14 protein-coding genes and 1 riboswitch are annotated in these 19494 nt (G+C 71.9%); of the genes, 4 read left to right on the forward strand and 10 right to left on the reverse strand.

Features of this window, described 5'->3' with window-relative positions; translation table 11 throughout:
* A partial coding sequence (locus HTZ82_RS07210) for a GNAT family N-acetyltransferase (RefSeq protein WP_175408455.1) occupies positions 1-2127 on the reverse strand: 2127 nt, incomplete at its 3' end.
* Between the two features lie 232 nt (positions 2128-2359).
* On the opposite strand from HTZ82_RS07210, the gene HTZ82_RS07215 reads away from it, so the two are divergent.
* Positions 2360-2641: an HPr family phosphocarrier protein gene (locus HTZ82_RS07215; RefSeq protein WP_003981826.1), complete on the forward strand. Its 282-nt coding sequence runs from the start codon at positions 2360-2362 to the stop codon at positions 2639-2641.
* Between the two features lie 169 nt (positions 2642-2810).
* Here HTZ82_RS07215 and HTZ82_RS07220 read toward each other — a convergent pair whose 3' ends face one another.
* The 4 genes from HTZ82_RS07220 to HTZ82_RS07235 form a co-directional block, all read right to left on the reverse strand.
* Entirely contained in the window at positions 2811-3488 is a 678-nt protein-coding gene (locus tag HTZ82_RS07220) for a GntR family transcriptional regulator (protein ID WP_175408456.1), read from the reverse strand.
* Positions 3489-3712: 224 nt separating this feature from the next.
* Complete coding sequence (locus tag HTZ82_RS07225; protein ID WP_175408457.1) at positions 3713-4495, reverse strand: M23 family metallopeptidase; 783 nt, start codon at positions 4493-4495, stop codon at positions 3713-3715.
* Between the two features lie 14 nt (positions 4496-4509).
* Positions 4510-4671: riboswitch (cyclic di-AMP (ydaO/yuaA leader) on the reverse strand.
* Between the two features lie 253 nt (positions 4672-4924).
* A complete protein-coding gene (locus HTZ82_RS07230; RefSeq protein ID WP_175408470.1) occupies positions 4925-6292 on the reverse strand; it encodes a pitrilysin family protein in 1368 nt (455 codons plus the stop codon).
* A 26-nt stretch (positions 6293-6318) separates the two neighbouring features.
* Positions 6319-7686, reverse strand: coding sequence for a pitrilysin family protein (locus HTZ82_RS07235; protein WP_175408471.1), 1368 nt, complete (start codon positions 7684-7686; stop codon positions 6319-6321).
* 187 nt (positions 7687-7873) lie between these two features.
* On the opposite strand from HTZ82_RS07235, the gene HTZ82_RS07240 reads away from it, so the two are divergent.
* The gene (locus HTZ82_RS07240) at positions 7874-10327 is read left to right on the forward strand and encodes a DNA topoisomerase (ATP-hydrolyzing) subunit A (RefSeq protein ID WP_175408458.1); all 2454 of its coding nucleotides are present in this window, start codon (positions 7874-7876) and stop codon (positions 10325-10327) included.
* A gap of 12 nt (positions 10328-10339) precedes the next feature.
* Here HTZ82_RS07240 and HTZ82_RS07245 read toward each other — a convergent pair whose 3' ends face one another.
* On the reverse strand, positions 10340-11431 hold the full coding sequence (locus tag HTZ82_RS07245; protein WP_175408459.1) for a GTP-binding protein: 1092 nt from the start codon (positions 11429-11431) through the stop codon (positions 10340-10342).
* A 290-nt stretch (positions 11432-11721) separates the two neighbouring features.
* On the opposite strand from HTZ82_RS07245, the gene HTZ82_RS07250 reads away from it, so the two are divergent.
* On the forward strand, positions 11722-13344 hold the full coding sequence (locus tag HTZ82_RS07250; protein ID WP_254711687.1) for a sensor histidine kinase: 1623 nt from the start codon (positions 11722-11724) through the stop codon (positions 13342-13344).
* A gap of 53 nt (positions 13345-13397) precedes the next feature.
* Here HTZ82_RS07250 and HTZ82_RS07255 read toward each other — a convergent pair whose 3' ends face one another.
* The 3 genes from HTZ82_RS07255 to HTZ82_RS07265 all read right to left on the reverse strand — a co-directional run bounded on the left by HTZ82_RS07255 (position 13398) and on the right by HTZ82_RS07265 (position 17803).
* The gene (locus HTZ82_RS07255) at positions 13398-15011 is read right to left on the reverse strand and encodes a cation acetate symporter (RefSeq protein WP_175408461.1); all 1614 of its coding nucleotides are present in this window, start codon (positions 15009-15011) and stop codon (positions 13398-13400) included.
* Complete coding sequence (locus HTZ82_RS07260; RefSeq protein WP_175408462.1) at positions 15008-15496, reverse strand: DUF485 domain-containing protein; 489 nt, start codon at positions 15494-15496, stop codon at positions 15008-15010. Before HTZ82_RS07260 ends, HTZ82_RS07255 begins: the two co-directional genes overlap by 4 nt.
* A gap of 189 nt (positions 15497-15685) precedes the next feature.
* A complete protein-coding gene (locus tag HTZ82_RS07265; RefSeq protein ID WP_175408463.1) occupies positions 15686-17803 on the reverse strand; it encodes a type IIA DNA topoisomerase subunit B in 2118 nt (705 codons plus the stop codon).
* A 437-nt stretch (positions 17804-18240) separates the two neighbouring features.
* Here HTZ82_RS07265 and HTZ82_RS07270 point away from each other — a divergent pair, with 437 nt between their 5' ends.
* A complete protein-coding gene (locus tag HTZ82_RS07270) occupies positions 18241-18471 on the forward strand; it encodes a hypothetical protein (RefSeq protein WP_175408464.1) in 231 nt (76 codons plus the stop codon).
* A gap of 166 nt (positions 18472-18637) precedes the next feature.
* On the opposite strand, the gene HTZ82_RS07275 is transcribed toward HTZ82_RS07270, so the two are convergent.
* Positions 18638-19456 (reverse strand): serine protease, encoded by an 819-nt coding sequence (locus tag HTZ82_RS07275; RefSeq protein WP_175408465.1) that lies wholly within the window; start codon positions 19454-19456, stop codon positions 18638-18640.
* Between the last annotated feature and the right edge of the window lie 38 nt (positions 19457-19494).

The following is a 19494-nucleotide window of genomic DNA, read 5'->3' on the forward strand; positions in this document are numbered from 1 at the left end:
ACCCGTCGGCCGGTCGGAGTACGGGGAGGCCGGCGGGCCGCTGGGTGAGCCGGAGGCGCCTGGCGCCGTGGGGGTCCCCGAGCCGTGGTCGGTCGGGGGCGTCGGCGGCCTCGGGGACGTGGGCGAGCCGGGGGTGGCCGGGGCGTGGACGGCCGGGGCGTGGGCGGCCGGTGGCTCGGGGGCCGCGGTGGCGGTGGGCGTGCCGGGGCCGGTCGGCGCTTCGGGTTCCGGGGGTGGGGCTGTGCTGGTGGCGGTGGCGAGGGCGTCCGCCAGAGCGCCCAGTTCGACGTGGACGACGACCACCGGCTTGGGCGGCGCCCCGGCGCACGCCTCGCGCAGGGCCGCCGCCAGGACCTCGCCCTCGGCGGCCGGTTCCGTGGCGCCCTGTTCGCCGACCCACGGGATCGCGGTGACCACCACCGCGTCGCAGGCGTCGTCGTGCAGGGCCTCCGCCAGGGCCGAGCGGAAGTCGTCGGGCGTCGCCGCGGTCGTCAGGTCCCGGGGCCTCAGCGGCCGCAGCCCCTCGGCCAGGCACGCGTCGTACGTGAGCAGGCCCAGCGACTCGGAGTTGCCGAGGATCGCGACGCGCGGCCCGCCCGGCAGCGGCTGCCCGGCGAGCAGCAGGCCCGCGTCGACCAGTTCGGTGACCGTGTCGACGCGGATGACGCCCGCCTGCCGCAGCAGCGCCGACACCGTGGCGTCCGGGACGCGGGTCACCGGGACCGCGTGGCCGGGCGGCGTGCTGCCGCTGTGGCGCCCGCCCTTCACCACCACGACCGGCTTGACGGCGGCGGTACGGCGGGCGAGCCGCGTGAACTTGCGCGGGTTGCCGATGGATTCGAGGTAGAGGAGCACAACGTCGGTGTCGGGGTCCTCGTACCAGTACTGGAGGATGTCGTTCCCGGACACGTCCGCCCGGTTCCCGGCCGACACGAACGACGACACGCCCGCGCCGTGCCGGTGCAGCCCGGACAGCAGCGCGATGCCGATGGCACCGGACTGGGTGAACAGCCCGATGCGGCCGGCCGCCGGCAGCTGCGGGGCGAGGGAGGCGTTGAGCCGGACGCCGTCGGCGGTGTTGATGACGCCGAACGCGTTGGGCCCGATGACGCGCATGCCGTACGAGCGGGCCTGCCGGACCAGTGCGCGCTGGCGCTCCCTGCCGGCGGGGCCGCTCTCGGCGTACCCGGCGGAGAGGACGACGAGGCCGCGCACACCGTGCTCGCCGCACTCCGCGACGACCGCGGGCACATGGACGGCGGGGACGGCGACGACGGCGAGGTCGACGGATTCGCCGATGCCGGCGACGGAGCGGTGGGCGGGGACCCCGTCCATGGTGGCAGCGGGCCCGTCGGGCGGGGTGTCCGGGAGGGCGCTGTTCACGGCGTACACCCGCCCGGTGTAACCGGAGTCGAGGAGGTTGCGCAGGACGGTGCGGCCGACGCCGCCGGGTGTGCGGCCCGCGCCGATGACGGCGACCGAGCCGGGGGCGAGGAGCCGCTGCACGGAGCGTGCCTCGGCGCGCTGCTCGCGGGCGCGCTGGACGGCGAGGGCGCGGTCGGTGGGGGCGAGGTCGAGGTGGAGGCGGACGGCGCCGTCCTCGAAGCTGCGCTTCTGCGTGTACCCGGCGTCCGTGAACACCTTGATCATCTTGGTGTTGGCGGGCAGCACCTCCGCCGCGAACCGCCGGATGCCGCGCTCGCGGGCGACGGCGGCGATGTGCTCCAGGAGGGCGGAGGCGACGCCGCGCCCCTGGTGGGCGTCCTGGACGAGGAAGGCGACCTCGGCCTCGTCGGCCGGGGCGGCGGCGGGGCGGCCGTACTCGTCGATCCGGTCGTAGCGGACAGTCGCGATGAAGTCGCCGCCGACGGTCGCGGCGAGGCCCACGCGGTCCACGTAGTCGTGGTGGGTGAAGCGGTGGACGTCCTTGGCGGACAGCCGCGGGTAGGGCGCGAAGAAGCGGTAGTACTTGGACTCGTCGGAGACCTGCTCGTAGAAGCTGACCAGGCGCTCGGCGTCGTCCGGGGTGATCGGCCGGATGCGGGCGGTGCCGCCGTCGCGCAGCACCACGTCGGCTTCCCAGTGGGCGGGGTACGCATGGGCCGACTGCTCGGGCGGGTTCCGCATGGGGCAAGCGTACGGTGCCTGTCGCGGGGGCGACGGTGCCTGTGGACAGGGTGGGCCGAGGAGGGGGGCGTCGTACGACACGGGCGGTCGTCGTACGACACGGGTCCAAAGTCTGGACGGCGACCAGGCCGGACGGCCTGTCGGGGGACACTGGGTCGAAGGCCGGTTCGAGCACGGTGTGCGTCGTGAGAGACTGGTCTAGACAACCGCTAGCACCTGAAAGGCCAACACCATGGCTGAGCGCCGCGTCAACGTCGGTTGGGCCGAGGGCCTGCACGCCCGCCCCGCCTCCATCTTCGTCCGTGCCGCCACGGCTTCCGGCGTCCCCGTGACGATCGCCAAGGCCGACGGCAACCCGGTCAACGCCGCGTCGATGCTCGCGGTCCTCGGCCTGGGTGCGCAGGGCGGCGAGGAGATCGTGCTCGCTTCGGACGCGGAGGGCGCGGACGCGGCCTTGGACCGTCTGGCGAAGCTGGTCGCCGAGGGTCTCGAGGAGCTCCCCGAGACGGTCTGACGACCGCCCGCACCACCTTTTCCGGAGCCGTACCCCTGAATCGGGGGTGCGGCTTCCGGCATTTCAGGGGAATGCCCTTTCCTGCACTTTCCCGCACCTCGCGGCCGGAATTTCCAGGCACCACAAAACAGGCCCCGCATTTCCTTTGAACCTGTATACGGCGCCGCTGTTAATGGGAAGATCCGGCGGTGTTTACGTGGTGTTGCGAAGTCCTCACACGGTCCGCGCGCCGCAGCCGGTGGGCGCCGCGCCGGCGCTCGACGTGCTGGGCCGTCAGCGCCCGCGCCCGTTCCGCGTCGCCGCGCGCCACGGCGTCGACGATGGCGCCGTGCTCGGCCCAGACCTCCGTCGGCTGCGCGGGCTGGTCCACCGTGTACATCCAGGCGATCTTGTGGCGGAGCTGGGTGAGGAGCGCGGTCAGGCCCGGGCTCGCGGACGCCTGGGCGAGCGTCTCGTGGAACCAGCCGCCCAGCGACCGCAGGTCCTCGCCCTGGCCGCGGCGGGCCCGCTCCTGGCCCAGCCGGACCAGGCCGCGCAGCACCTTGAGGTGGGCGTCGGTGCGCCGCTGGGCCGCGCGGGCGGCGCCGAGCGGCTCCAGCAGCGTGCGCATCTCCAGCAGGTCGGCGGCCTCGTGTTCGGTGGGCTCGGCGACGAACGCGCCGACATGGCGGCGGGAGGTCACGAACCCCTCCGACTCCAGGGTGCGCAGCGCCTCACGGACGGGGACGCGTGAGACGCCGTAGCGGCGGGCCAGCTGCTCCTCGGTGAGCCGGCTCCCGCGGGGCAGGACTCCGGAGACGATGTCCGTACGGATCGCCGTGCATACCGAGTGCGCGGGAATGCGCATACCGAACCTCCGAATCGCTTCGCCCACCGTTTAACCCGCGCGAAACCCAGTAGTTCGACGCTGTTCGGTGACTCTATTGCAACGAAGCGCATTTTCCGATGCCCCCGGGTAATCCATGGCGATTTTTTGGCCGATTACGAGAGGGCGGCCGGGAACGGACACGGCGAAGGCCCCGGCTCGCAAGGAGCCGGGGCCTGTGCGGGACGTGCCTGAGCTGTGAGCTCTCAGAGGCTGACGCCGCGGGCGCGGAGGTAGGCGACGGGGTCGATGTCGGAGCCGTAGTCGGCGCTCGTACGGGCCTCGAAGTGCAGGTGCGGGCCGGTCGAGTTGCCGGTGGAGCCGGCGAGGCCGATCTGCTGACCCGGTGCGACGGTCTGGCCGACGGACACGCTGACCGAGGCGAGGTGCCCGTACTGCGTGTACGTCCCGTCGTGCATCCGGATGACGACGTTGTTGCCGTACGCGCCGCCCCAGCCGGCCTCGACGACGGTGCCGCGGCCGACGGAGACGACCGAGGTGCCGTACGAGGCGTGGAAGTCGACGCCCGAGTGGCTGCCGGAGGACCAGAGGGAGCCGCCGACCTTGTACGCGGTGGAGACGTACGAGCCGGCGACCGGGAGCTGGAAGGAGTTCAGGCGCTTGCGCTCGGCCTCGCGGTCGGCGCGCTCCTGGGCCTCGCGGGCCGCCTTGAAGCGGGCCTCGGCCTTGCGCTTCGCCGTGATCTCGGCCATCTCGGCCATGGCCTGCTGCTCGGCCTCCGCCGCGGCGACCTCCTGGGCGACCGCCTGGTCCTCGACACCGGGGGCGAGCTCGTAGCCGGCGATGGCCTGCGTGAGGCCGGTGTCCTCCGGGGTGAGGGGCTCCGCGTCGGTCGCGGCGAAGGCCGGCGACGTGAGGGTGCCGATGACGCCGGTGGTGGCGAGGGCGGCGACGCCTGCGGCGTGGGCGCTCCTGCGGGTCATACGGCTGGGGGCACGGTGCTTCCCGGTGGCACGGGTGAACGCCATGAAGTGAGGTGGTCCTTTCCTTCCTTCTCGCCTACCGGGTTAGCTGACGGGTTCGGAGCAGGAAGGTCTCCTACGGGCCCCTCCGCGCGGTGGCGAAGGCGTCCGATTCACCCCAGGGACGGTGGGTCCCCGGCTCCCCGGGCTCGCGCCCGACGGGGATTCGGCGATCGCTGTCCGATGCCGCGGGTGCGGCGGGTGCAGCGGGCGGACAGCGGCTAAGACGCTATGCGGCTGATCTTTCAATCACCAAACGGACACGGTTTTTTGTAGCGCACGCCACAGGGCAGACACCCAACCTCTCCAATAAAACGGACATATGGCGCCGGGTAAGCGGAACCCCGGCGTCCGTGGTGGACGCCGGGGTTCCGGCTTGCCGCCGCACCGGCCCGTCGGCCGGTGTTCGTGCCGCCGTTGGGGACGGCCCGTCAATCAGCCCGTGACAACGGTCACTTCACCGACTCCGAGCGCCTCCACCGGCTCCTTGATCTGCGCGGCGTCCCCGACGAGGACCGTGACGAGACGGTCCGGCGGGAAGGCGTTGACGACCGCGGCGGTGGCCTCCACCGTGCCGGTCTCGGCCAGCCGCCGGTACAGCTCGGCCTGGAAGTCGTCAGGCAGCTGCTGCTCGACCTGGTCGGCGAGCGTGCCCGCGACGGACGCCGCCGTCTCGTACTTGAGCGGGGCGACGCCCACGAGGTTGTGCACCGCCGCGTCCCGCTCGGCGTCGGTCAGGCCCTCCGCCGCGAGGGTGCGCAGCACCCTCCACAGGTCGTCCAGCGCCGGGCCGGTGTTGGGCGTGTCGACGGACCCGCTGATGGCGAGCATCGCCGCGCCCGTGCCGTCCGCCGTGGAGCGCAGCACCTGGCCGAAGGCCCGTACGCCGTAGGTGTAGCCCTTCTCCTCGCGCAGGACGCGGTCGAGGCGGGAGGTGAGCGTGCCGCCCAGGCAGTACGTGCCGACGACCTGCGCCGGCCACACCCGGTCGTGCCGGTCGGGGCCGATGCGGCCGATGAGCAGCTGCGTCTGCACGGCGCCCGGCCGGTCGACGATGACGACGCGGCCGGTGTCGTCGGCGGTGATGGGCGGAGCCGTGCGGGGCTGCGGGTCGTCGCCGGTCCAGGCGCCGAGGGTGTCGGCGAGCACCGCGTCGAGGTCGACGCCCGTCAGGTCGCCGACGACGACGGCGGTGGCCGTCACGGGGCGGACGTGGGCCTCGTAGAAGGCGCGGACGGCCGCCGAGTCGATCCGGGCGACGGTGTCCTCGGTGCCCTGGCGGGGCCGGGACATCCGGGACGCGGCCGGGAACAGCTCGGCGGAGAGCTGCTTGGCGGCGCGGCGGGCCGGGTTGGCCGTCTCGTGCGGGATCTCGTCGAGGCGGTTGCGGACCAGGCGGTCGACCTCGCGGTCGGCGAAGGCGGGCGCCCGCAGCGCCTCGGCGAGCAGCGCGAGCGCCTTGGCCAGGCGGGAGACCGGGACCTCCAGGGACACCCGTACGCCGGGGTGGTCCGCGTGCGCGTCGAGGGTGGCGCCGCAGCGCTCCAGCTCGGCGGCGAACTCCTCCGCCGAGTGCTTGTCGGTGCCCTCGGACAGGGCGCGCGCCATGATCGTGGCGACGCCGTCGAGACCCTCGGGCTCGGCGTCCAGCGGGGCGTCGAGGGCGATCTCGACGGCCACGACCTGCTGGCCGGGGCGGTGGCAGCGCAGCACGGTCAGGCCGTTGTCGAGGACGCCGCGCTCGGGGGCGGGGAACGCCCAGGGGCGGGGCGTGCCGCCCTTGGGCTGCGGGTGGAACTCCATGCTGGTCAGAGACACGGCAGCGTCGCTCACTGGTCCGTCCCCTCTTCCTCGTCGCTGTCGGTCTGGTCGGCCTCGGCGGCCTCGGCGGCCTCATCGGCCTTGGTGGGTTCGTAGACGAGGACGGCGCGGTTGTCGGGGTGCAGCCGCTCGGCGGCGATGGCCTGCACCTCGTCGGCGGTGACCTCCAGGACCCGCTGGACGGCGGTCAGGGCGAGCTGGGGGTCGCCGAACAGCACCGCGTACCGGCACAGTTCGTCGGCACGGCCGGCGACCGTGCCGAGCCGGTCCAGCCACTCGCGCTCCAGCTGGGCCTGGGCGCGCTCCATCTCCTCGGCCGTGGGGCCTTCGGCGGCGAACCGGGCCAGCTCCTCGTCGACGGCGGTCTCGATGTCCGGCACCTCGACGCCCGTGGACGTCTTCACGTCGAGCCAGCCCAGGGAGGGCGCGCCGGCCAGCCGCAGCATGCCGAAGCCGGCCGCGACGGCGGTGCGGTCACGGCGGACGAGCCGGTTGTGCAGCCGGGAGGACTCGCCGCCGCCGAGGATGGTCAGGGCGAGGTCGGCGGCGTCGCACGCGCGCGTGCCGTCCTGCGGGAGGCGGTAGGCGGCCATCAGGGCGCGCGCCGGGACGTCCTCCTCGACGACGTGGCGCAGCTGCTCGCCGATGATGTCCGGCAGCGTGCCGTCGCGCGGGTCGGGCTTGCCGTCGTGGCCCGGGATGCTCCCGAAGTACTTCTCGATCCAGGCGAGGGTCTCCTCGGGGTCGATGTCGCCGACGACCGACAGCACCGCGTTGTTCGGCGCGTAGTACGTGCGGAAGAAGGTGCGGGCGTCCTCCAGCGTGGCCGCGTCGAGGTCCGCCATGGAGCCGATCGGCGTGTGGTGGTACGGGTGCCCGTCCGGGTAGGCGAGGGCCGTCAGCCGCTCGAAGGCGGTGCCGTACGGCACGTTGTCGTACCGCTGGCGGCGCTCGTTCTTGACGACGTCCCGCTGGTTCTCCATGGACTCGTCGTCCAGGGCGGCGAGCAGCGAGCCCATGCGGTCGGCCTCCAGCCAGAGGGCGAGCTCCAGCTGGTGCGTGGGCATGGTCTCGAAGTAGTTGGTGCGCTCGAAGCTGGTGGTGCCGTTGAGGGAGCCGCCGGCGCCCTGCACCAGCTCGAAGTGGCCGTTGCCCTGGACCTGCTTCGAGCCCTGGAACATCAGGTGCTCGAAGAGGTGGGCGAGGCCGGTGCGGCCCTTGACCTCGTGGCGTGAGCCGACGTCGTACCAGAGGCACACCGCGGCGACCGGGGTCAGGTGGTCCTCCGAGAGCACCACTCGCAGGCCGTTGGCCAGCCGGTGCTCGGTCGCTGTCAGGCCGCCGGAGCCGGCCTGGGCTGTGGCCGTGTGACCCATGGGCATGTACGTCCCTTCGATCGCGTCATGAGAAAGTCCTGCCACTGTATGCAAGCGCACAGGTGGTGCGTGAAGTTCCCGGCAACCCGCTGCTTCCCTCTTCCGGGTCGCGGTCGGAGCTGTCAGTGGGACGGTCCACAATGGTCCGCGTCAGATCAACCTTGTTGGTGAAGGAGCCGCAGCAGCGATGGCCCGCCGCAGCACGAAGACCACGCCGCCCGACGATTTCGAGGAGAGGATCCTCGACATCGACGTCGTCGACGAGATGCAGGGCTCCTTCCTCGAGTACGCGTACTCGGTGATCTACTCCCGGGCCCTGCCGGACGCCCGCGACGGCATGAAGCCGGTGCACCGCCGGATCGTGTACCAGATGAACGAGATGGGGCTGCGCCCTGAGCGCGGCTTCGTGAAGTGCGCCCGTGTCGTCGGCGAGGTGATGGGCAAGCTCCACCCGCACGGCGACGCGTCGATCTACGACGCGCTGGTGCGCATGGCGCAGCCGTTCTCGATGCGCCTGCCGCTGGTCGACGGGCACGGCAACTTCGGTTCGCTGGGCAACGACGACCCGCCGGCCGCCATGCGCTACACCGAGTGCCGGATGGCCGACGCGACGTCGCTGATGACGGAGTCGATCGACGAGAACACGGTCGACTTCACGCCGAACTACGACGGCCAGGAGCTGGAACCGGTCGCGCTGCCGGCGGCGTTCCCGAACCTGCTGGTCAACGGCGCGTCCGGGATCGCGGTCGGTATGGCGACCAACATGCCGCCGCACAACCTGGGCGAGGTCATCGCCGCCGCCCGGCACCTGATCAAGCACCCGGGCGCGGACCTGGAGACCCTGATGCGGTATGTGCCGGGTCCCGACCTGCCGACCGGCGGGCGGATCGTCGGCCTGTCCGGCATCAAGGACGCGTACGACAGGGGCCGCGGCACCTTCAAGATCCGCGCGACCGCGACGGTCGAGAACGTCACCGCGCGCCGCAAGGGCATCACCGTCACCGAGCTGCCCTTCATGGTCGGCCCGGAGAAGGTCATCGCCAAGATCAAGGATCTGGTGGGCTCGAAGAAGCTCCAGGGCATCGCCGACGTCAAGGACCTCACCGACCGTGAGCACGGGCTGCGTCTGGTCATCGAGGTCAAGAACGGCTTCAACCCCGAGGCGGTCCTGGAGCAGCTGTACAAGCTGACGCCGATGGAGGAGTCCTTCGGCATCAACAACGTGGCGCTGGTGGACGGCCAGCCGGTCACGCTCGGCCTGAAGGAGCTGCTGGAGGTCTATCTCGACCACCGCTTCGATGTCGTACGGCGCCGCAGCGAGTTCCGCCGCGGCAAGAAGCAGGACCGGCTGCATCTGGTCGAGGGCTTGCTGGTGGCACTCCTCGACATCGACGAGGTCATCCGGCTGATCCGCTCCAGCGACAACTCGGCGCAGGCCAAGGAGCGGCTGATCGAGCGGTTCTCGCTGAGCGACATCCAGACGCAGTACATCCTGGACACGCCGCTGCGGCGGCTGACCAAGTTCGACCGGCTGGAGCTGGAGAGCGAGCGGGACCGGCTGAAGAGCGAGATCGAGCAGCTCACGCGGATCCTGGAGTCGGACGCCGAGCTGCGCAAGCTGGTGTCGTCGGAGCTGGCGGCCGTGGCGAAGAAGTTCGGCACGGAGCGGCGCACGGTGCTGCTGGAGTCGGCCGGTACGTCCGTCGCGGCGGTGCCCCTGGAGGTCGCGGACGACCCGTGCCGGGTGCTGCTGTCGTCGACGGGGCTGCTGGCCCGTACGTCGACGGCGGAGCCGCTGCCGGACAGCGGCGGCAAGCGCGCCAAGCACGATGTGATCGTCTCGGCGGTCCCGGCGACGCAGCGGGGCACGGTCGGCGCGGTGACGTCGGCGGGACGGTTGCTGCGTATCTCGGTGGTCGATCTGCCCCAGCTGCCGGACACGGCGGGGGCGCCCAACCTGTCGGGCGGTGCGCCGCTGGCGGAGTTCCTGACGCTGGAGAAGGACGAGCAGGTCATCTGTCTGACGACGCTCGACGAGTCGTCGCCGGGTCTGGCGCTGGGCACGCTCCAGGGCGTCGTGAAGCGGGTCGTGCCCGACTATCCGTCGAACAAGGACGAGCTGGAGGTCATCACCCTCAAGGAGGGCGACCGGATCGTCGGGGCGACGGAGCTGCGGACGGGCGAGGAGGATCTGGTCTTCATCACCTCCGACGCCCAGCTTCTGCGGTACCAGGCGTCCCAGGTGCGACCGCAGGGCCGGCCGGCGGGCGGTATGGCCGGCGTCAAGCTGTCGGCGGGTGCCGAGGTGATCTCGTTCACGGCGGTGGACCCGGCGTCGGACGCCGTGGTGTTCACGGTGGCGGGCGCGAGCGGGCAGCTGGACACGTCCGTGGGTACGTCGGCGAAGCTGACGCCGTTCGACCAGTACCCGCGCAAGGGCCGGGCGACCGGCGGGGTGCGCTGCCAGCGGTTCCTGAAGGGTGAGGACGTCCTGGTGCTGGCCTGGGCGGGCGCGGCGCCGGCGCGGGCGGCGCAGAAGAACGGTGCGCCGGTGGAGCTGCCGGACCCGGACCCGCGCCGTGACGGGTCGGGGACGCCGCTGGTGAAGCCGGTGGCGGTGCTGGCGGGCCCGGTGTCGTAACACCGGCCGCTGTCACGGAAGGTCGTCCTCCGCTTCCTGCCCGGCATCGGGTCCCTGCCCCGGCTCGGGTACGTAGCGGAGGACGCCCCACATGTGGTGTTCCTCGGGCATGTCGTGCGCGCCTGCCACGCGGCAGTCGTCGAGTGCCTTGTGGAGGGCATCGCCGTCGGTGCCGGAGCCGATGAGGACGAGCTGGGTGAGGCGCTGCTCGCCGTCCGGCCAGGGCTGCGGGTAGAAGCGCAGGATGCGGCCCACGGCATGGACGGCGTACCGGTTGCGGGGGTCGGCGTCGCCGAAGTCGACGAAGCCCTTGATCCGGTACAGCCCGTCGGGGCGCGAGTCCAGGAAGTCCATGAGCCGGCGCGGGTGCAGGGGCGCGTCGGCGGTGAACGACACCGTCTCGTAGGCGGTGTGCGGATGCCGCTCGTGCGGGTGAGCCGCGTCGTACGCATCGGCGTACAGGTCCTCGAAGGAGAGCTGGCGGGCCCCGTCGAGATCGTCGGTGCGGGCCACCCGGTCGAAGAGCAGCTCCGGGTCGATCCGCCCGTACGCCGCGCCGATCACGGCAGCCCGGCCGGCGAGCCCGCTCACGGCGTCCTGGACGCGCCGCAGCTCCGGCTGCGGTACGCGGTCGGCCTTGTTGACGACGACGAGGTCGGCGATGGCCAGGTGCCGGTCGGTCTCGGGGTGGCGGGTGCGGGTGGCGTCGAACTCGGCCGCGTCGACGACCTGGACGAGCCCGCCGTACACGATGCGGTCGTTGTCGCTGGCGAGGATCATCCGCACGAGTTCCTGCGGCTCGGCCAGGCCGCTGGCCTCGATGACGATGACGTCGAGCCGCGTGGAGGGGCGGGTGAGGGTCTCCAGGTAGGTGTCGAGTTCGCTCGCGTCGACGGCGCAGCACAGACAGCCGTTGCCGAGGGAGACGGTCGAGCCGACCTGTCCGGCCACGGTCATGGCGTCGATCTCGATGGACCCGAAGTCGTTGACCATGACCCCGATGCGGGTGCCGCGGGCACTGCGGAGGAGGTGGTTCAGCAGGGTGGTCTTGCCGGATCCGAGGAATCCCGCGAGGACGACGACGGGAATCTGCTGCGTGCTCAAGGGGCACCTTTCTCGTTCGACGCATGGCTCTGACCAGGCCCTCAGGATAGGCGGGCGCTCCCTGGCGTGACGGCGGCCATTCCGCGCGGCGCCCCGAGCGTCTACCGTTTCCGGCCATGAGCCCGGTTCCGGCCACCTCCGCGCCCGCTTCCGGCCCCGCTGCCGGGGACGTGGCTGTCGGCCGCGCGGTCGACCGTGCGCGGGCTGCGCGGCCGCCTCGTCCGCGCTCTCGGCCGGTGCGGTGGCGGCGGTTCGGCAGACCCCGGCGGGTGTTCTCGCAGGTGCTGCTCATGCAGCTGGCCATCGCCGCCGGAGTGACCACGCTCGTCACCGGCCTGTTTCTGTGGCCGCTCAGTGCCCAGGTGGACGCCCAGGCGATGCGGCGGGCGCTGTCCATCGCGCAGACGACGGCGTCGCCGCGGCTCGCCGGGGAGGTTCTGAGCACCCCGCCGTCCGCCGACGGGCCCGTGCAGGCCGACGCCGAGCGGATCCGGCGGGCGACCGGGGCCGAGTACGTGGTCGTCATGGACCTGCGCGGGGTGCGCTGGTCGCACACCGACCCCGGCAAGATCGGCGACGTGGTCTCCACGGACCCGAGCAAGGCGCTCGCGGGCCGGGAGGTCATGGAGATCGACAGCGGCACGCTCGGGCGCACGGCACGCGGCAAGGTGCCGCTGCGGGACCGGGACGGCGAGATCGTCGGCGCGGTGTCGGTGGGCATCGCGTACGACACCGTACGGGGACGGTTCCTGGCGGCGATCCCGGGGCTGCTCGCCTACGCGGGCGGGGCGCTGGCGGTGGGCGCGCTGGCGGCCTGGCTGATCTCGCGGCGCATCCAGCGCCAGACGCGGGACCTGGCGTTCTCGGACATCTCGGCGCTGCTGGCGGAGCGGGAGGCGATGCTGCACGGCATCCGGGAGGGCGTGGTCGCCGTCGACGGGGCCGGGCGGATCCGGCTGGTCAACGACGAGGCACAGCGGTTGCTGGGCCTGGGTCCTGAGGTGACGGGCGCCGCGCTGGACGAGGTGCTCGGGGTGAGCCGAACGACGGATGTGCTGGCCGGGCGGGTCACGGGCGACGACCTGGTGGCGGTACGGGGGCAGCGGGTGCTCGTCGCGAACCGGATGCCGACGGACGACGGCGGCGCCGTGGTGACGCTGCGGGACCGTACGGAGCTGGAGCGGCTGGGGCGCGAGCTGGACGCCACGCGGGGGCTGATCGACGCGCTGCGGGCGCAGGACCACGAGCACGCCAACCGGATGCACACCGTGCTGGGTCTGTTGCAACTGGAGTTGTTCGACGAGGCGGTGGAGTTCCTGGTCGAGGTGGTGGACGTGCACCGTGCGACGGCCGAGCAGGTCACCGAGCGGGTGCACGATCCGCTGGTGGCGGCGCTGCTGGTGGGCAAGGCGACGGTGGCGGCCGAGCGGGGCGTGGCGCTGCGGATCGCCCCGGGCTCCCTGCTGCCGGACCGGCTGGTCGAGCCGCGTGAGCTGGTGACCGTGGTGGGCAACCTGGTGGACAACGCCGTGGACGCGGCGGCGGGTTCGGCGGGGGCCCTGGTCGAGGTGGAGTTGTCCGTGCAGGGCCGTACGGCGGTGCTGCGGGTCTCGGACAGCGGGTCCGGCGTCCCGGAGGCGCAGCGGGAGCTGGTGTTCACGGAGGGCTGGTCCACCAAGCGCCGCCCGGCGCACGGGGCGGGCCGCGGCCTGGGCCTCCCGCTGGTCCGCCGCCTGGCCGAACGCCACGGCGGCACCGTGCACGTGGGCACGGCCGCGGGCGGCGGCGCCGAGTTCACCGTCCACCTCCCGGAGGCCCTCTCCGCCCCGGAGGCCCTGCCCGGTTCGGCCCCGCAGCACCAGAAGGCCCCGGAGCCCCCGACTGCGGAGCCGCCCCACGCGCCCAACCGCTGACGGGCCGGGCAGGCGGGCAGGCGGGCAGGCGGGCAGGCGGGCAGGCCACCGGATCAGACGGCGCCCGCGCCCGTCAGCGCACGCACCTCCGTCTCGGCGTGCTTGGCCTCGTCGGGCGGTTCGGGCGAGGTGACCGTGCCGACCCATCCGGCGAGGAAGCCGAGCGGGATCGAGACGACCCCCGGGTTCTGCAGCGGGAAGACATGGAAGTCCACGCCCGGGAACAGCGCGTCGGGACTGCCCGACACGACCGGCGAGAGCAGCACCAGCAGCACCGCGGGCACCAGCCCGCCGTACACCGACCACACCGCACCCCGCGTGGTGAACCCCCGCCAGAACAGCGAGTACAGCAGGACGGGCAGGTTCGCGGACGCCGCCACCGCGAACGCGAGCCCGACCAGGAACGCCACGTTCAGGTCCTGGGCGAGCAGCCCCAGGCCGATGGCGACGGCCCCGATGACCACGGCCGCCACCCGCGCGACCGCCACCTCGCTCGCCTGCCCGCCTCCGCGCCCCGGTTCCCGCCCTCGCCGGCGGGCGAACGAGGCGTACAGGTCGTGCGCGACCGAGGTCGAGGACGCGAGCGTGATGCCCGCGACGACGGCCAGGATCGTCGCGAACGCCACGGCCGCGACCACGGCGAACAGCACCGTCCCCCCGGTGGACCCCGCTCCCCCGCCCAGGTCGATGGCGAGCAGCGGAACGGCGGTGTTCCCGGCGGCGTTGGAGGCCCGTACTGCGTCGGTGCCGAGGAGCGCGGCGGCGCCGAAGCCGAGGACGATGGTCATCAGGTAGAAGCTGCCGATCAGACCGATGGACCAGACGGCCGAGCGGCGGGCGGAGCGGGCGGTGGGCACGGTGTAGAAGCGGGCGAGGATGTGCGGCAGCCCGGCGGTGCCGAGGACCAGGGCGAGGCCGAGGCTGAGGAAGTCGAGGCGGGCGGTCCAGCCTCCGCCGTACGCCAGCCCGGGGCTGAGGAAGTCCCCTCCGTGGCCGCTGCGTTCGGCGGCCGTGATCAGGAGCTGGTTGAAGTCGCCGTGGAAGCGCACCAGGACGAGCCCGGTGAGGACGAGCGCGCCCGACATCAGCAGCACGGCTTTGACGATCTGGATCCAGGTGGTGGCGCGCATCCCTCCCATCGACACGTAGACGACCATGAGTGCGCCGACCCCGACGACGGTCCACGAGCGTGCGGCCCCGCTCGTACCGCCCAGGAGGAGGGCGACCAGGCTGCCCGCTCCCACCATTTGGGCAACCAGATAGAGAACGGACACGGTGATCGAGGAAGTTCCCACGGCGGTGCGGATTCTTCGCTCGCCCATCCGGGCGGCGATGACGTCGGCGAGCGTGAAGCGCCCGCAGTTGCGGACGAGTTCGGCGACGAGGAGCAGGACCACCAGCCACGCCACGAGGAAGCCGACGGAGTACAGCATGCCGTCGTAGCCGTAGAGGGCGATCAGCCCGGTGATACCGAGGAAGGAGGCGGCGGACATGTAGTCGCCGGCAATGGCGAAACCGTTCTCCATCGGGGAGAAAAGCCGCCCGCCCGCGTAGAACTCCTCGGCGGAGCCGCGCCGCCGGCGGCCGGCCCAGGTGGTGATGCCGAGCGTCACGGCGACGAAGGCGCTGAACAGCAGCAGCGCCAGGACCTGGTGGTCTCCGGTCAACGTCCGGCCTCCCGCTGCACGTCACGCGTCATCTGCTGGGTGTCCCAGCGCAGGTCCAGCGCCGCGCGGTCCCGGTGCACGCGCGCGTGCCGGGTGTAGGCCCAGGTGAGGACGAAGGTGGTGAGGAACTGGCCGAGGCCCGCCACCATGGCCACGTTCACCGCGCCCGCCACGGGCACGGCCATCAGACCGGGGGCGACCGTGGCGGCGACGACATAGGCCAGGTACCAGCCGAGGAAGGCGACGGCGGCAGGGACGACGAACCGTCGGTAGCGGCTGCGGACCTCCTGGAAGGCGGGGCTGCGCTGCACTTCCACATAGATGTCGGCGGCGCTGCGCCATCGCTCGTCGGGCCGCTGCGGCTGCTGCTGCGCCGCTGCGGCGGCCCGTGTCCCGTCCAGTTCGCCCCATCCGGAGGCCAGCGCGTCGTACCAAGGGTCTTCGATCCGCGTCGCGGCGGCGTCGAGTCCTTCCCAGTTGTCCACCGGTCAACTCTCCTTGTCAGCGAACCGTTTCGGCCGCATGGCCCAAGCATGGGCAGAACGGGAAGATCCCGGACTCTTCTCTCGGGGCACTTCACCCCATCAGGTGATATTGAACGCAGCGAAGCCCACCAGCCGGAAAAGTTCCGGCCGATGGGCTTCGCTGCGGGGTTCCGAGGCCGTTCCGGCGCCTCAGGCGTCGATGCGGGAGCGGTCGAGCGTGGCCGCCGAGCTGGTGATGAACTCCTTGCGCGGGGCGACGTCGTTGCCCATGAGGAGGTCGAAGACCTGCTCCGCCGCCTCCAGGTCGCCGATGTTGATACGGCGCAGGGTGCGGTGGCGGGGGTCCATGGTGGTCTCGGCCAGCTGGTCGGCGTCCATCTCGCCGAGGCCCTTGTAGCGCTGGATGGACTCCTTGAACCGGACGCCCTTGCGCTGGAACTCCAGCAGCGTCTGCCGCAGCTCGTTGTCCGAGTAGGTGTACACGTACTTGTCCTGGCCCTTCTTGGGCTGGATCAGCTCGATGCGGTGCAGCGGCGGTACGGCGGCGAAGACCCGGCCCGCCTCGACCATGGGCCGCATGTAGCGCTGGAACAGCGTGAGCAGCAGGCAGCGGATGTGGGCGCCGTCGACGTCGGCGTCGACGAGCAGCACGATCTTGCCGTACCGGGCGGCGTCGATGTCGAAGGTCCGGCCGGATCCGGCCCCTATGACCTGGATGATGGCGCCGCACTCGGCATTCTTCAGCATGTCCGACACGGACGACTTCTGAACGTTGAGGATCTTGCCGCGGATCGGCAGCAGCGCCTGGAACTCGCTGTTCCGGGCGAGCTTGGCCGTGCCGAGCGCCGAGTCGCCCTCGACGATGAAGAGCTCGCTGCGCTCGACGTCGTCGCTGCGGCAGTCGGCGAGCTTGGCGGGCAGGGACGAGGTCTCCAGGGCCGTCTTGCGGCGCTGGGCCTCCTTGTGCTGGCGGGCCGCGATACGGGTGCGGGCGGCGGCGACGGCCTTCTCCAGCACGGCGCGGGCCTGGGCCTTGGCGTCGCGCTTGGTGGAGGTCAGGAAGGCCTTGAGCTCCTTGGCGACGACGTTGGCCACGATCCGGTTGGCCGCCGACGTGCCGAGGACCTCCTTGGTCTGGCCCTCGAACTGCGGCTCGGCCAGCCGGACGGTGACGACGGCGGTGAGACCCTCCAGGGCGTCGTCCTTGACGATGTCGTCCTCGGCGACGCGCAGCAGCTTGGTGGAGCGCAGTACCTCGTTGACGGTCTTGGTGACGGCGCGCTCGAAGCCCGTGACGTGGGTGCCGCCCTTGGGCGTGGCGATGATGTTGACGAAGGACTTGACCGTGGAGTCGTAGCCGGTGCCCCAGCGCAGGGCGACATCGACGCCGAGCTCACGGGTGACCTCGGTGGGGGTCATGTGGCCGCGCTCGTCGAGTACGGGCACGGTCTCCTTGAAGGTGCCATGACCGGTGAGGCGGAGGATGTCGCAGACGGCCTTGTCCTGGGCGAGGAACTCGCAGAACTCGCTGATGCCGCCGTCGAAGCGGAAGATCTCCTCGCTCTTGCCGATGCCTTCGAGGTCGCGGTCGTCGCGCACCACGATGGTGAGGCCGGGGACGAGGAAGGCGGTCTGGCGGGCGCGCTGGTGCAGGTTCTCCAGGGACAGCCTGGCGTCCTTGAGGAAGATCTGCCGGTCCGCCCAGTACCGCACCCGGGTGCCGGTGCGGGTCTTCGGGACGCGCTTGACCTTCCGGAGGCCGTTGGCCGGGTCGAAGGGCGCGTCGGGGCCGGACTCGGTGAAGATGCCGGGGACACCGCGGCGGAAGCTGATCGCGTGCGTGGCGCTGCTCCGGTCGACCTCGACGTCGAGCCGGGCCGACAGCGCGTTGACGACGGAGGCGCCCACGCCGTGGAGGCCGCCGGACGCGGCGTACGAGCCGCCGCCGAACTTGCCGCCGGCGTGCAGCTTGGTCATGACCACCTCGACGCCGGAGAGACCGGTCTTCGGCTCGACGTCGACGGGGATGCCACGACCGTTGTCCCGGACCTCCACGGACCCGTCATCGTGCAGGATGACCTCGATGTGGTCGCAGTAGCCGCCGAGGGCCTCGTCGACGGAGTTGTCGATGATCTCCCAGAGGCAGTGCATCAGGCCCCGGCTGTCGGTGGAGCCGATGTACATGCCGGGGCGCTTGCGGACCGCCTCGAGGCCCTCGAGTACGAGCAGGTGCCGCGCGGTGTAGTTGGAACCGTCACGGTCTGCGGTCAGCAGCGCACTGGACGGAACGGACGTCTCGGCGGTCACGCGGTTCGCTCCTCGCTGAATTTGAGTTCTGTCCCAAGGGGGTAAGGCTCGGCGTCTGTCGCCGGTCCGAGGGTACAGAGGCCTGGTAGAGCGGTTGTCACGCCACCCTCGTGAAAACTCATGCTAGTCCAGAGTCGCATGGATGTTCGATCCCTCGTCCGGGTGACGTGGACATCACGTTCCCTTCCAGGCATGAACCATTTAGGCTCCGGGCACGTCCTCATGAACAACCGGCAACCCAGCCGGGGGGACATACGAGACAAGCAACGCGAAACCCGTAACGCACAGAGACACAGCAATACGGCTCATTCGCCGCCAACCGGCAGCAGACAGCCTCCTCGAAAAAGTTTCAAGGAAAAGCCGCGAGCGGGAACGTTTTCGGCCTGGTTGGATGTTGACCCTGGTACGACAGCTCGTCGAGCTAGAGAAGAGGCGACGTGACTACTGTTCTGACCCCCGCGAGCCCGCTGACGGCCGCCGACCGCTGCGACCGCTGCGGCGCCCAGGCATATCTGCGCGTCGTGCTGACCAGCGGTGGCGAACTGCTCTTCTGCGCCCACCACGGCCGCAAGTTCGAGCCGGAACTCAAGAAGGTCGCCGCGGAGATACAGGATGAGACGGACCGGCTCACCACCGTGCCGGCCGACGCAGCCGACGAGGACCGCTGACACGCGCATCCACGACGAGCCATGAGCCGGTCCAGGACCGGCCGATGGGCGGCCGTCTCCCGTCACCGCGGGAACGGCCGCCCATCGTTGTACCCGAAGCACCCGGTTCTGTGACCGGCCGACGCCACAGCGTGACGGTTCCCAACAGCCGGGTGCTCTCCAGGCTTCAGAGCCTGGGCAGCACCGCTGACACCCGCGTGTAGACGCCGGGGCTCTCGGGCCGGCCGCAGCCGCTCCCCCACGAGACCAGGCCGATCAGCCGACCGCGCGCCACCAGGGGGCCACCGCTGTCGCCCTGGCAGGCGTCGCGGCCCCCTTCGGGGAGCCCGGCGCACACCATCGTGTCCGCGAGGTACCGCGCGCCCCCGCCGCCGGGGTACGCCCGGGCGCACGCCTCGTCGGGCAGTACGTCGACGTCGGCGGAGCGCAGCCCGTACGCGTACGTACCGATGCCGGTCGTGTCCCCCCAGCCGTACACCGTGGCCGCCGTCCCCGGCCGGTACGCGGGGTCGCCCGTGCGGGCCACCGGCAGCACATGGTCGGCGGGCAGCGGCTCGGCGAGGGTCAGGACGGCGATGTCACCGGCGTTGGTGTCCGCGTCGTACCGCGGGTTGATCCACACGCTCGTGACCGGGATCTCACGCCCGCCCATGCCGCGCAGTTCGGTGCGGCCGGCGATGACCTTGAGGTCCCGTACCTCACTCGGGTTCACGCCGAGCAGGTCCTCCCTCAGGCAGTGGGCGGCCGTCGCGACCTTGGCCCGGGCGACGACCACGCCTCCGCAGAACTGGCCCGCCCGCATACGGCCGAACCGGTCACGGCTGGACAGCGCCACGACCCACGGCGTTTCCGACACCTGCGCCGACTTGCCGCCGACGACGACACTGTCCGCCACGGCGGGGGTCGGCGCCACCAACGGGGCGACGGCCGCGGCGGCGGCCACGGCGACGGCGGCTGCCCGCCTCCTGCTGAAGGGATGACGCATACGGCGCATACGGCCTCCTGACGCTACGGTGACATCAC

The organism is Streptomyces sp. TRM64462, from assembly GCF_013362995.1.
In the GTDB taxonomy this organism is placed as follows: Bacteria; Actinomycetota; Actinomycetes; order Streptomycetales; family Streptomycetaceae; genus Streptomyces.

What these genes read in the sequence shown, in the direction of transcription:
- HTZ82_RS07215 (WP_003981826.1), top strand. Translation starts at nt 2,360, where the DNA reads ATGGCTGAGCGCCGCGTCAACGTCGGTTGGGCCGAGGGCCTGCACGCC.
- HTZ82_RS07220 (WP_175408456.1), bottom strand. Translation starts at nt 3,488, where the DNA reads ATGCGCATTCCCGCGCACTCGGTATGCACGGCGATCCGTACGGACATC.
- HTZ82_RS07225 (WP_175408457.1), bottom strand. Translation starts at nt 4,495, where the DNA reads ATGGCGTTCACCCGTGCCACCGGGAAGCACCGTGCCCCCAGCCGTATG.
- HTZ82_RS07230 (WP_175408470.1), bottom strand. Translation starts at nt 6,292, where the DNA reads ATGGAGTTCCACCCGCAGCCCAAGGGCGGCACGCCCCGCCCCTGGGCG.
- HTZ82_RS07235 (WP_175408471.1), bottom strand. Translation starts at nt 7,686, where the DNA reads ATGGGTCACACGGCCACAGCCCAGGCCGGCTCCGGCGGCCTGACAGCG.
- HTZ82_RS07240 (WP_175408458.1), top strand. Translation starts at nt 7,874, where the DNA reads ATGGCCCGCCGCAGCACGAAGACCACGCCGCCCGACGATTTCGAGGAG.
- HTZ82_RS07250 (WP_254711687.1), top strand. Translation starts at nt 11,722, where the DNA reads ATGCAGCTGGCCATCGCCGCCGGAGTGACCACGCTCGTCACCGGCCTG.
- HTZ82_RS07275 (WP_175408465.1), bottom strand. Translation starts at nt 19,456, where the DNA reads ATGCGTCATCCCTTCAGCAGGAGGCGGGCAGCCGCCGTCGCCGTGGCC.